This window comes from Bradyrhizobium liaoningense (assembly GCF_018130955.1).
Classification (GTDB): Bacteria; Pseudomonadota; Alphaproteobacteria; order Rhizobiales; family Xanthobacteraceae; genus Bradyrhizobium; species Bradyrhizobium liaoningense_C.
Genome location: NZ_JAFCJM010000008.1, coordinates 172,747 through 185,252, shown reverse-complemented (window position 1 = coordinate 185,252; position 12,506 = coordinate 172,747). Strand labels below are relative to the sequence as shown.

9 protein-coding genes are annotated in these 12,506 nt (G+C 65.1%); 7 read left to right on the top strand and 2 right to left on the bottom strand.

All coding sequences use genetic code 11. The features are described from left to right. Window positions 1-17 precede the first annotated feature (17 nt). The gene (locus JQ632_RS09645) at window positions 18-956 is read right to left on the bottom strand and encodes a helix-turn-helix domain-containing protein (protein WP_212402064.1); all 939 of its coding nucleotides are present in this window, start codon (window positions 954-956) and stop codon (window positions 18-20) included. Window positions 957-1,050: 94 nt separating this feature from the next. Then, complete coding sequence (gene irr / locus JQ632_RS09640) at window positions 1,051-1,539, bottom strand: Fur family transcriptional regulator Irr (protein ID WP_212402063.1); 489 nt, start codon at window positions 1,537-1,539, stop codon at window positions 1,051-1,053. A gap of 218 nt (window positions 1,540-1,757) precedes the next feature. On the opposite strand from irr, the gene JQ632_RS09635 reads away from it, so the two are divergent. From JQ632_RS09635 to JQ632_RS09605, 7 genes are all read left to right on the top strand, one after another. Next, window positions 1,758-2,069, top strand: coding sequence for a hypothetical protein (locus JQ632_RS09635; protein ID WP_212402062.1), 312 nt, complete (start codon window positions 1,758-1,760; stop codon window positions 2,067-2,069). 97 nt (window positions 2,070-2,166) lie between these two features. Continuing rightward, a complete protein-coding gene (locus JQ632_RS09630) occupies window positions 2,167-2,487 on the top strand; it encodes a hypothetical protein (RefSeq protein WP_212402061.1) in 321 nt (106 codons plus the stop codon). A 221-nt stretch (window positions 2,488-2,708) separates the two neighbouring features. Beyond that, window positions 2,709-3,440: an outer membrane protein gene (locus JQ632_RS09625; RefSeq protein ID WP_212402060.1), complete on the top strand. Its 732-nt coding sequence runs from the start codon at window positions 2,709-2,711 to the stop codon at window positions 3,438-3,440. Between the two features lie 166 nt (window positions 3,441-3,606). Beyond that, entirely contained in the window at window positions 3,607-5,751 is a 2,145-nt protein-coding gene (locus JQ632_RS09620) for a methyl-accepting chemotaxis protein (protein ID WP_212402059.1), read from the top strand. A 220-nt stretch (window positions 5,752-5,971) separates the two neighbouring features. Then, complete coding sequence (locus JQ632_RS09615) at window positions 5,972-7,033, top strand: MBL fold metallo-hydrolase (protein ID WP_212402058.1); 1,062 nt, start codon at window positions 5,972-5,974, stop codon at window positions 7,031-7,033. Between the two features lie 226 nt (window positions 7,034-7,259). After that, window positions 7,260-8,489: a 5-aminolevulinate synthase gene (gene hemA, locus JQ632_RS09610; protein ID WP_212402057.1), complete on the top strand. Its 1,230-nt coding sequence runs from the start codon at window positions 7,260-7,262 to the stop codon at window positions 8,487-8,489. A gap of 371 nt (window positions 8,490-8,860) precedes the next feature. Further along, window positions 8,861-12,370: a PAS domain-containing hybrid sensor histidine kinase/response regulator gene (locus tag JQ632_RS09605; protein ID WP_212402056.1), complete on the top strand. Its 3,510-nt coding sequence runs from the start codon at window positions 8,861-8,863 to the stop codon at window positions 12,368-12,370. Window positions 12,371-12,506 lie beyond the last annotated feature (136 nt).

Sequence of the window (12,506 nt, the reverse complement as noted above, 5' to 3'; positions counted from 1 at the left end):
GGAGAATTCAATAGGGATCACGATTGCGATCCGGGAGTCATGGTTCGCCGGAACTCGCGCGGCGTCAGGCCGTGACCGCGCTTGAACAGCCGGTTGAAATGCGAGATGTCGGAAAAGCCGGCTTCGAACGCGATCTCGGCGATGGTCTTGCGACCATGGCGCGGGTCGAGCAGGTTCCGCGCGCATACAAGGATCCGCGCGTCATTGACATGCTCGCCGACGGAACGGCCGGTCGCGACGAACAGCCGGTGCACATAACGCTCTGAGCAGCGGAACCTTGCGGCCAGCGCCTCGGCGTCGAGATCGGGATCGTCGCTGTGGCGCGCGATGTGATCGAGCATCATCGACAGCAGCACCGGGGCATGCACGCGCACGACCGGTTGCTCGCCGAGCATCGCGGGCGCGTGCGCGATCAGCTCGACCACATGCGCGCCGCCGCTTGCGGCGAGGGCCGGCGCTGCAAGACAAAGCTCGGCATAGCTTGCGAGCGTGCGCGATAGAGCGCGGCCGGCCTCGGTGCGCGACAGGGCGAGCCGCGGACGATCGCAGAAATTGTTCGGGAGCAGGCGCCGGGGGACCGCAAAACAATACAGGCTGAAATCGCGACCGTTGGCGATCTCGAACGGCTCGGTGGTGTCGACGACCGCGAGATCGCCCACTGCGCAAACCTGCTCATGTCCGCGCTGCGTCGTGCGGCCAAGACCGCCGATCTGCAGATTCACGAAGCAGAGATCGTCCGCACCGCCGGCAATGTGACTGCGCAGCCGCAGCACCCGGTGACTGGTGGCCCTGACCAGCGAAATCTGGATCGGCGCAGCGTCGGTGCGCGCAATCGAGCCTTCGAAGGGACGGTCGGCCATCCGGCGCGGCTCGAGCCGGACGAAGGCGGCAGCGAGATCGTCGGCCCAGCTACCAAAGGGCTGGTCCGCACGAAACGGTTTGGCTGACCATTCCATAGGCGCGCGCCTTGAGCGATTGGACGATCCGGCAAGGCAAAAAGTTACCTTCCCGGGGCCAACCGGTCAATTCGCCGGCCGCGGCCGCTTCGGTCTACTGCCGCTTCCGCCGGATGTGCACGATGACGTCGAGCCTGGAGATCTCGTGGCCCGGCAGGGCCTGCGGCATCTGCGTGAAGATCAGATCCTGGGGGATGTCCACCAGCAAATCCTCGCCTTCGAGATGGAAATGAGGGTGGACGCTGATGTCGGTATCGAAGAACGACTTTGAGCCGTCGGCCGAGATCCGGCGCAACAGGCCGGCCTCGGTGAACTGGTTGAGCGTGTTGTAGACCGTTGCGAGCGACAGCCGCATGTTCGCCGCGGCCGCTTCGTCGAACAGCGTCTCCGCCGACACGTGACGATGGCCGTTCAGGAACAGGAGCTGCCCAAGTGCCAGGCGCTGGCGCGTCGGCAGCAAGCCGGCGTCGCGCAGCAGGCGTTCGCAATGAGCTGTGGCGTCATCGACGCGCTGCGGCTCACTGGCCTCAGGCGCGACCTCGCTGATGTCGCCGGCGAAGGTCATGGTGGAGAGGATATCCATCGAGGGCCGTCTCACGGTTGGATCATACCGAAGCGAACGGCCGCGCGCGGCGCCCCGCTGCTCTTGTTGCCATCGGATCGCAAAAGCAGCGGTTCCGCTTTGATCCGGATCAAATCTGGCAGCGGCTGCTCTTCTCAGTCTGATCTCTCTCAGTCTGACTTGGCGCAAAGCGTGATCCCGATCCGATGCCAGAATGGTTGGCATTGGCGAGGCTCAAGATGTCAAAACCCATTCCCGACAAGGCCGAGGTCGCGCTCGAATATCCCGACAAGTTCTATGTCGGGACGTTCGAGCATTCATCGCGCTTCGAGGCGCATCTCGACGGCAGCGGATTCGCTCTCGTGCTTCAGCGCCCGGGCGCGGACGACGTGCGGAAATCGGTGCATCTGCACATCAATTTCGGCCTACTCGCGGGCATCTTGCGCGAGCTCGCGGCGAGTGTCGCCGCAATACCGAAGGACGACATCGCCCATCGCGAGCAGCTCACTGAAGCGCTCGGGGAATTGCAGGCCGCGCTCAATCGTCCCTAAACACTTTTGCGCGCGCCTCGTTGCCTTGTCGGTCTTCGGATAGCCCCGAATCAGCGATAGTGCATTCACCTGTTTGATACGGCGGATCACAGGTGACATGACCGGACCTGAGCTGAAGCAACTGCGCGCCGACCTCTCCGACGCCATCGGCAGGAAGCTGACGGCCGCCGACATGGCGAAGCTGTGCGGATTGCCGGCGACCGGTGGCGCGGACACGATCCGGCGCTGGGAGGTGAAGGGTACGACCGCGGCGGCGACCGAGGTGCTCCGCGTGCTTGCGATGGCCAGCGACCGCTATCCGATCATGGACAGCTTCAACGTATTCGACCGCCATACCATCCACGAGAAGGACCGGCCCGCCCGCCGCGCCGCGTTTCGCGAGCAGATGCGCGAGGAGGTGCGCCGCCGCCTTGGTTAACGACGCCTTGCGCGGGACGGCCCGAGCTGCGCCAATTTAACCCTTCCTTCAGCCTTTCTTTACCTGCCGTTAGGCACGAAAAGCATTTACCAGCCAATAAGTTAAGTTACCGACCGCTGTGCCACGGGAGTGACAGCATTTTCGTCGAAAGCCCGCTATCTGCGTAACCAACGACGGCGCCAGAGGCGCGCCTGCCGGGTTTGAGTGTTGGAGTAAAGACGATGAAGAAGATCCTGTTCGCGACCGTTGCGCTGCTCGCCTTGAGCGCGGCCGCCCCCGCCCTCGGTGCCGACCTCGGCAACCGTTCCTATTACAAGCAGCAGCCTGCGCCCGCCTATGCCGCGCCGCTCTATAACTGGACCGGCTTCTATCTCGGTGCGCATCTCGGCGGCGCCTTCTCGAGCGACAGCAATTTCAGCGGCCTGACCACCGGCAACAACGGCAACGGCCGTTTCCTCGGCGGCTTGCAGGTCGGCGCCGACTGGCAGTTCAACCCGAACTGGGTGGTCGGTGTCGAAGGCCAGTATTCCTGGCTCTCCGGCAGCGTCGGCGCGGTGTTCCCCGGCGGCTACGTCTACACCAACAATCAGCGCGGCCTCGGCTCGATCACAGGCCGCGTCGGCTACACCTGGGGTCCCGGCCTGCTCTATGTGAAGGGTGGCTACGCCTATTCCGACAACAACGAGAGCGTAACGCTCGGCGGCGTCGGAGTGCCCTTCGCCATCAACGGCAACCACCGCGACGGCTACACCGTCGGCGCCGGCATCGAATACATGTTCGCCCCGAACTGGTCGGCCAAGGCGGAGTACCAGTACTACAACTTCGGCAAGGCCAACTTCACCGCGCCGCTGGCCATGGTGCCGGCCGGCAGCTTCACCACCGACGACCACACCGTGAAGGCGGGCGTCAACTACCGCTTCAACTGGGGCGGCCCGGTCGTCGCCCGTTACTGATCGCTAACCACATCCCGTCTCGTGACGAAGGGCCGGCAGCTTTGCCGGCCCTTTCTTTTTTCGTCGCATGGAAAGTACCCAAGCAATTGCATCACTTGCGATTTTTTAACTGGCTCCGCTGATACTGCCGCTCGCAAACATAAAGTAGCGCGTTGGGGGAATTCAGATGGCAATCCGCTTGAGCATGGGCAAATTCAGGCTTCCTCGCATCTCGTTGCCGAAGTGGGGCGTCAGAGGCAGCCTGTTCGCGGCTTTCGCGGTCATCGCCGCCATGGGCCTCGTGATCTCGGCCGGCGCCAGCCTCGTGCTGCAAAATCTCGGCGGCCGCATGGTCGATCTGAGCGGACGCGACATCCCGCGCCTGTCCGCAAGCCTGCAATTGTCGGCGCTCAGCGCGAGCCTCGCCGCGCAGGGCCCGGCCCTGCTCGCAGCCCCGACCGAGGAAGCGCTGAACGAGCGCACCAAGAAGCTCCAGGAATTGCAGCAGCAGACCCAGCAGAAGCTCGGCGAGATCATCGAGCTCGGCGCCGACAAGACTGTCGTCTCCGGCCTCAGCGAAACCATGAAGGCGATCAACGAGGCAGCGCAGAGCCTCGCCAAGGCCGCACGCGAGCGGCTCGAGATCGCAGCCCTTCACGACAAGCAGTATGACGCGCTGCGCAAGGCGCAGAACGATTTCGTCGGCGCCGCGAGCCCCGCGATGCTGAACGCGCAGACACAGGTCAACGCCATTCTCGCCTCGGCCGATTCCTCGGCCAGCGACGCCTCCGACGCGGCGCAGACCGTCGGCCAGCTCGGCAATGTCGTTGCCAGCGGCAACCTCGCGGCCGCCGACATGAGCGCAGCGCTCTCGGCGAACACCACCGACAAGCTCGACGACATCCAGAAGGGCTTCAAGACGGCGCAGGGTCGCCTGCGCTCCAACCTCGACCTGCTGCCCGAGACGCAGGGCATGAAGATGCTGCGCGATTCTGCCGACAAGCTGCTCGCGCTCGGCAGCGGCAAGACCGGTGTGTTCAGCCTGCGCGAAAAGGAACTCGACTCGATCGACTACGGCCAGACTATTCTGGATGAGGCGCGCAAGCTCAATGTCGGCCTCGGCATCAGCGTGCAGCAGCTCGTCGACGGCGTGCAGAAGGAAACCAATGCCTCGACCTTCGAGGCGCGACAGGAAATTTCGCTCGCCACCACGGTCATGGTGGGCCTCGGCGCGCTGACCCTGATCGGCTCGGCGCTGTTCGTCTGGCTCTATGTCGGGCGCAACATCCTGCGCCGCATCAGCGGCCTGCAGCGCTCGATGCAGGTGCTGTCGGCCGGCGATCTCGACACCGAGATCTTCCGCTCCAGGCATCAAGACGAAATCGGCGCCATGGCGGATACGCTGCAAGTGTTCCGCGAGAGCATGATCGAGGCGCGCGCGCTGTCGGGCGAGCAGGACAAGGACCGCATCGCCAAGGCCGAACGCGCCTCGCGCATGGAGGCCCAGATCGCCTCGTTCGAAGGCACGGTGCGCGGCGCACTCGACAGCCTGTCGCAATCGGCCAACTCGATGCAGGCGACCGCGCAGAGCATGTCCACGACCGCCGACCAGTCCAACGCGCTGGTGAACGCGGTGGCGTCGGCCGCGGAAGAAACCTCGGTCAACGTGCAGACCGTGTCGGCCGGTACCGAGCAATTGTCGTCCTCGATCGCCGAGATCAGCCGTCAGGTCGTCACCTCGGCGGAGATCGCCAAGAAGGCGGTCGACGAGGCCGGCGCGACGGATGCCACCGTCCAGGGGCTTGCCGACAGCGCGAGCCGCATCAGCGTCGTCGTCGATCTCATCCAGACCATCGCCTCGCAGACCAACCTGCTCGCGCTCAACGCCACCATCGAGGCGGCGCGCGCGGGCGAAGCCGGCCGCGGCTTCGCGGTGGTCGCCTCCGAGGTGAAGAGCCTCGCGAGCCAGACCGCGAAGGCAACGGAAGAGATCCGCACCCAGATCGTCAGCATGCAGCAGGTCACGACCTCGGCGGTCGGCGCCATCAGGGGCATCGGCCAGACCATCGGCGAGATCAACAACGTGACGACGGCAATTGCCGCCGCGGTCGAGGAACAGGGTGCTGCCACCCGCGAAATCGCACGCAACATCCAGCATGCTGCGGGGGGCACCAGCGAAGTCTCCAGCAACATCGTCGGCGTCTCCACCGCGTCAGCGGAAGCGGGCGCCGCGGCCACCGAAGTGCTGACCGCCTCCGACGCGCTCCGCCGCGAGGCCGACGTGCTGCGCTCGGAGATCGACGCGTTCCTCGGCAACATCCGCGCGGCTTGAGCCGCCTCCTCCGTCATTCCGGGGCGGTGCGACAGCACCGAACCCGGAATCTCGCGCAACAATCTCCGGATTCCCCGATGCGCAACTGCGCATCTGAGGTTCGCGCTTATCGCGCGCCCCGGAATGACCACATGCCGAAGCCCGGAATGACGGGTATGCCGGGGCTTCCCGGTTCGTTTTTCGGCTGGCGTCCCGCCCCCTGTGCGGGTACCGATAGGCCATGCATTCGAAAACCGACACCGCGCAGTCCTCGGCCGAGGCCCTGCGCTACACCTGGGAACAGCATCCCGGCCCCGAAGAGGTCGTGGAGGTGCGGCCCGGCGTCCTCTGGGTGCGGCTCAAGCTGCCGTTCCGCCTCAACCATGTGAACATCTACCTGCTCGCCGACGGCGACGGCTGGGCCATGGTGGATTCCGGCTTCGGCAATGAGGAGACGATCGAGGCCTGGACAAAACTGTTCGATGGGCCGCTCAAGGGCGTCCACATCTCGCGGCTCATCGTCACCCATTCCCATCCCGATCACGTCGGCCTCGCCGGCTGGATCGTCGAGCGGTTCAACTGCCCGCTCCAGATGTCGCAGGTCGAGTATCTGCAATCGGTCTATCACCAGAACCGCGGCACCGAAGAGCGCCGCAACGCGCAGCGGCTGTTCTTCCGCCGCCACGGCATGGACGAGTCGCTCACCGAAAAGCTGCTCGGCCGCGGCCAGGATTATCTGAAGCGCGTCTCGGTGCTGCCGCCGTCCTATCACCGCATCTCGCATGGCGACGACGTCGTGATCGGCACGCGCCGCTTCAAGGTGATCACCGGCGGCGGACACGCGCTCGACCAGGTGATGCTGTATTGCGCCGACGACAAGCTGTTCCTGTCCGCCGACCAGGTGCTGAGCAAGATCTCGCCGAACGTCAGCGTGTGGGCGGTCGAGCCCGAGCAGAACTCGCTCGGCGAATATCTGGCCTCGCTTGCGAGCCTCACCACCACGCTGCCCTATGACGTGCTGGTGCTGCCCGGCCATGGCGTGCCGTTCTACGGCCTGAAGACCCGCATCAAGCAGCTCGCCGACCACCACGAGGACCGCTGCCGGCTGATCGCAGAGGCCTGCCGCGAGGTGCCGCAGACCTCGAAGGATCTGGTCCCGGTCGTGTTCCACAAGCACGTGCTGGACGAGCACCAGATGGGTTTTGCCGCCGGCGAACTGGTCGCCCATGTCAACTACATGCTGGTCGAGGGACGACTGACCGCCGAGACCAAGGACGGCGTGCTCCAGTTCAGGACGACCTGAACCTTACCTTGCCCCGCAAGCGGACCGAGGCCGGCCTGGCCGGTCGCAGCCGGCTGCTTAGACCGGTTCAAAAGGTTGATCGGGATCAATCAGCGCCCCACCCGGATAGGGCATTTTGACCAAATGCAGCCCATGTCCAAATGTGGGATAGCGCATAGACATTAGAGCTGGAAAAGCTCTAAAGAATGGTCCGCCACTCCGGTCAGGTTCCGCACTGGGTATACCGATGAATTACAACCAGTTTTTCGATACCGCCCTCGATCGCCTCCATGCCGAGCGCCGCTATCGCGTATTCGCCGATCTGGAGCGCACGGCCGGCCGGTTCCCGCATGCGGTCTGGCACTCGCCGAAGGGCAAGCGCGATGTCGTGATCTGGTGCTCCAACGACTATCTCGGCATGGGCCAGCACCCGAAGGTGGTCGGCGCCATGGTCGAGACCGCGACCCGCGTCGGCACCGGCGCAGGCGGCACGCGCAACATCGCCGGCACCCATCACCCGCTGGTGCAGCTCGAGGCCGAGCTCGCCGACCTCCATGGCAAGGAAGCCGCGCTGCTGTTCACCTCCGGCTACGTCTCGAACCAGACCGGCATTGCGACCATCGCAAAACTGATTCCGAATTGCCTGATCCTGTCGGACGAGCTGAACCACAATTCGATGATCGAGGGCATCCGCCAGTCGGGCGCCGAGCGGATCGTGTTCCGCCACAACGATCTCGCCCATCTCGAAGAGCTGCTGAAGGCCGCCGGCCCCAACCGTCCCAAGCTGATCGCCTGCGAGAGCCTCTATTCCATGGACGGCGACGTCGCCCCGCTGGCAAAGATCTGTGATCTCGCCGAGAAATACGGCGCGATGACCTATGTCGACGAAGTCCACGCGGTCGGCATGTACGGCCCGCGCGGCGGCGGCATCGCCGAGCGCGACGGCGTCATGCATCGCATCGATGTCCTCGAAGGCACGCTGGCAAAAGCGTTCGGCTGCCTCGGCGGCTATATCGCCGGCAACGGCCAGATCATCGACGCGGTGCGCTCCTACGCACCGGGCTTCATCTTCACGACCGCGCTGCCGCCCGCGATCTGCTCGGCCGCAACCGCTGCGATCAGGCACCTGAAAACCTCGAGCTGGGAGCGTGAGCGTCATCAGGACCGCGCCGCCCGCGTCAAGGCCATCCTCAATGCCGCCGGTCTCCCGGTGATGTCGAACGACACCCACATCGTGCCGCTGTTCGTCGGCGATCCCGAGAAGTGCAAGCAGGCCTCCGACCTGCTGCTCGAAGAGCACGGCATCTATATCCAACCGATCAACTATCCGACGGTCGCCAAGGGCACCGAGCGGCTGCGCATCACACCCTCGCCCTATCACGACGACGGCCTGATCGATCAGCTTGCCGAAGCCCTGCTCCAGGTCTGGGACCGCCTCGGCCTGCCGCTCAAGCAGAAGTCGCTGGCGGCGGAGTAGAGCTCCGCGCTGCGCTTCGCGCGCGTTCTAACTACACTGTCCCCGGGGCTACCCCTCTCCCCAACCCTCCCCCGCAAGGGGGGAGGGAGCGAAACAGTTGTGCTCGCCTCACATCGATCTGCCGCGCGTCTCTGAGGCGTGGCCCGTCCGTCCTCAACGAGCGATGCTCTCTCCGTTCCCTCCCCCCTTGCGGGGGAGGGGCAGGGAGGGGATGCCACACGGGGACTCTCTCGATCGGCTTAACGACGATGCCAGTTCCTGAAATCCCCGGGAAAATGGCTGTCGCTTGCGGAAGGCCAACGCGCTAGATTTGCTATCGAAAATGAGGTCGGGCGCGGACCACCCGGCGCCCACAGGGAGAGCCCGCCGCAATGCTCCATGACTGGGGCGTGATCGCAGCCGCCTTCGGCTATATCGGTTTCCTGTTCCTGGTGGCGAGCCATGGCGACCGCCGCTCGCCGGCCAAACCTGGCCGCGCCTCCGGCCTGATCTACCCGCTCTCCCTCGCGATCTACTGCACGTCCTGGACCTTCTTCGGTTCGGTCGGCTTCGCCACCCGCACCTCGACCGATTTCCTTGCGATCTATATCGGCCCGGTCCTGATGATCGCCGTCGGCATCGGCGTGCTGCGCCGGGTCATCCAGCTCGCCAAGGCCCAGAACATCACCTCGATCGCCGACTTCATCGGCGCCCGCTACGGCAAGAGCCAGGCGGTGGCCGCAACGGTGGCGATGATCGCGATCATCGGCTCGGTGCCCTATATCGCGCTCCAACTCAAAGCCGTCGCCTCCTCGCTCGAAACCATTTTGAGCGAGGACCGGGCCTTCTCGCACATCCCGATCGTCGGCGACATGGCGCTGATGGTGACGCTGACGATGGCCGCCTTCGCCGTGCTGTTCGGCACGAGGCAGACCGACGCCACCGAGCACCAGCATGGATTGATGCTCGCAATCGCCACCGAATCGATCGTGAAGCTGGTCGCTTTCCTCGCAGCCGGCGCCTTCGTCACCTTCTGGATGTTCTCGCCGCACGAGCTGATCGAGCGCGCCATGAAGACTCCGGAGGCAGTGCGGGCAATCAACTACACGCCCTCGATCGGCAACTTCCTCACCATGACGCTGCTGTCGTTCTGCGCGATCATGCTGCTGCCGCGGCAGTTCCACGTCAGCGTCGTGGAGAATTCGTCGGACGCCGAGGTCGGCCGCGCCCGCTGGCTGTTCCCGCTCTATCTCGTCGCCATCAACCTGTTCGTGATTCCGATTGCGCTCGCGGGTCTCGTGACCTTCCCGTTCGGAGCCATCGATCCCGATATGTATGTGCTGGCGCTGCCCATGGAGGCCGGCAGCGAGCTGCTCAGCGTCGCGATTTTCGTCGGCGGACTGTCGGCGGCGACCGCGATGGTGATCGTGGAATGCGTCGCGCTCTCGATCATGGTCTCCAACGACCTCATCGTGCCCCTGGTGCTCCAGCGCCGGCCGGAGGGACGTACCGGCGGCAAGGATTTTGGCGACTTCCTGCTGCGCTCGCGACGGTTTGCGATCTTCGCCATCATGGTGATGGCCTATTTGTACTACCGCGCGCTCGGCAACACCCAGCTCGCGGCCATCGGCCTGTTGTCCTTTGCCGCAATCGCCCAGCTCGCGCCGTCGTTCTTCGGCGGGCTGTTGTGGCGGCGCGCCACCGCGCGTGGCGCCATCGGGGGCATGCTGGTCGGTTTTGCGGTGTGGCTGTATACGCTGTTCGTGCCGAGCTTCCTCGATAGCTCCACGGCTGGAATCCTGCTGCTCCAGCACGGGCCGCTCGGCATCGAGGCGTTGCGGCCGCAGGCGCTGTTCGGCGCCGACTTGCCGCCGCTGCTGCATGGCGTCGCCTGGTCGCTGTCGCTCAACGTCCTCACCTATGTCATGCTGTCGCTGGCACGCGCGCCGACCTCAATCGAGCTGGTGCAGGCCGATTTGTTCGTGCCCAACACGCTCGCCCCGAGCACGCCGAGCTTCCGGCGCTGGCGCACCACCGTCACAGTGCACGACATCCAGAGCACGGTGGCGCAGTATCTCGGCCCAGACCGCGCGCGGCATTCGTTCGAGGCTTTTGCGGCGCGCCGCAATGCGCGGCTCGATCCCACGGCGCCCGCAGATTTCGAGCTGCTCCAGTATGCGGAACATTTGATCGCCTCGTCGATCGGCGCGGCCTCCTCACGTCTCGTGATGTCGCTGTTGCTGCGCAAGCGGACGGTGTCCGCGAAAGCCGCGCTGAAACTGCTCGACGATTCCCATGCGGCGCTGCATTTCAACCGCGAAATCCTGCAGACCGCTCTCAACCATGTGCGTCAGGGCATCGCGGTGTTTGACGCCGATTTCCAGTTGCTCTGCTCCAACCAGCAGTTCGGCGAGATCGTCGGCGTGCCCGTGCACCTCGTCCAGTTCGGCACACCGCTGCACGAGATCCTCGAATTCATGGAGCCCCACACTCCGGCTGACTCCACCGAGCACGAGGCGACCGTCAAGCGGCGGCTGGCTGCCTATACCACCGAAGGCGAGCCGTATGTGGAGCGCCTGCCCGACCGCCATATGGTGATCGAGGTCTTGACCAACCGGATGCCGGGTGGCGGCTTCGTCGTCACCTTCACCGACGTCACGCCGTCCTTCGAAGCCGCCGAAGCGCTGGAGCGCGCCAATGCGACGCTGGAAAAGCGCGTGCGCGACCGCACCGAGGAATTGACCCGCCTGAATTCGGAGCTGGCACAGGCAAAAAGCACCGCGGAAGACGCCAACATCTCCAAGACGCGCTTCCTCGCCGCCGCAAGCCACGACATCCTCCAGCCGCTCAACGCCGCGCGGCTCTACGTCACGAGCCTCGTCGAGCGCCAGGCCGGCGGCGAGGAGACGCGGCTGGTCGAGAACATCGACGAATCCCTGCAGGCGATCGAGGAAATCCTCGGCGCACTCCTGGACATTTCGCGGCTCGACGCCGGCGCGATGACGACGTCGATCACGAGCTTCAGGGTCGGCGACCTCATGCGCTCGCTGGAGATCGAATTCGCGCCGATCGCGCGCGCCAAGGGCTTGCGGCTGAGCTTCATGCCGTGCTCGCTGGCGGTGCGCTCCGACCGCCTGCTGTTGCGGCGGCTGCTGCAGAACCTGATCTCGAACGCGATCAAGTACACCCCGCGCGGACGCGTGCTGGTCGGCTGCCGCCGCCATGGCGAGTCCCTGAAGATCTGCGTCTACGACACCGGCGTCGGCATTCCCGTGGTGAAGCGCGCCGAGATCTTCAAGGAGTTTCACCGCCTCGAGCAGGGCGCGCGGATCGCGCGCGGCCTCGGGCTCGGACTCTCGATCGTCGAGCGGCTGGCGCGCGTGCTCAATCACGGCATCGCCATCGACGCCAATACGGGCGGCGGCTCGGTATTCTCCGTCACCGTCCCGACCGCCAGCGCGGTGACCCACACTGCCGCAGTGACGAGTGCGACGCCGCTCGCGCGCACTCCGATCTCGGGCGCGCTGATCGTCTGCATCGAGAACGACGCCGCAATCCTCGACGGCATGCGCACGCTGCTGAAGGCCTGGGACGCCGAGGTGATTGCGGTCGCCGACCCCGAGTCCGCGATCCCAGCCATCGAGGCCGCCGGTCGTCCTGTCACCGGCCTCTTGGTCGACTATCATCTCGACCGCGGCAACGGCATCGCCGCCATCCGCGACATCCGTCGCAAGTTCGGCGAGGCGATCCCTGCGATCCTGATCACCGCCGACCGCAGCCCAGCCGTTCAGGTGGCGGCGCGGGAGGAGAAGATCGCGGTGCTGAACAAGCCGCTGAAGCCAGCCTCGCTGCGCGCCCTGCTCGGGCAATGGCGAACCCAGCAGATGGTGGCGGCTGAATAGGCCGAGGCAAAGCCACGCACGAGGTTCGGTTCGAGGCTTTCGCCGCCGTCCGGCACGAACGTCGAAAACAACCCCATGCACAGTAGAACGCGCTTTGGAAAAATGTGTCGCCACTTTCCGAAAAGCTCGTGCTCAA

What these genes read in the sequence shown, in the direction of transcription:
- JQ632_RS09605 (WP_212402056.1), top strand. Translation starts at nt 8,861, where the DNA reads ATGCTCCATGACTGGGGCGTGATCGCAGCCGCCTTCGGCTATATCGGT.
- JQ632_RS09620 (WP_212402059.1), top strand. Translation starts at nt 3,607, where the DNA reads ATGGCAATCCGCTTGAGCATGGGCAAATTCAGGCTTCCTCGCATCTCG.
- hemA (WP_212402057.1), top strand. Translation starts at nt 7,260, where the DNA reads ATGAATTACAACCAGTTTTTCGATACCGCCCTCGATCGCCTCCATGCC.
- JQ632_RS09645 (WP_212402064.1), bottom strand. Translation starts at nt 956, where the DNA reads ATGGAATGGTCAGCCAAACCGTTTCGTGCGGACCAGCCCTTTGGTAGC.
- JQ632_RS09615 (WP_212402058.1), top strand. Translation starts at nt 5,972, where the DNA reads ATGCATTCGAAAACCGACACCGCGCAGTCCTCGGCCGAGGCCCTGCGC.
- irr (WP_212402063.1), bottom strand. Translation starts at nt 1,539, where the DNA reads ATGGATATCCTCTCCACCATGACCTTCGCCGGCGACATCAGCGAGGTC.
- JQ632_RS09635 (WP_212402062.1), top strand. Translation starts at nt 1,758, where the DNA reads ATGTCAAAACCCATTCCCGACAAGGCCGAGGTCGCGCTCGAATATCCC.
- JQ632_RS09625 (WP_212402060.1), top strand. Translation starts at nt 2,709, where the DNA reads ATGAAGAAGATCCTGTTCGCGACCGTTGCGCTGCTCGCCTTGAGCGCG.
- JQ632_RS09630 (WP_212402061.1), top strand. Translation starts at nt 2,167, where the DNA reads ATGACCGGACCTGAGCTGAAGCAACTGCGCGCCGACCTCTCCGACGCC.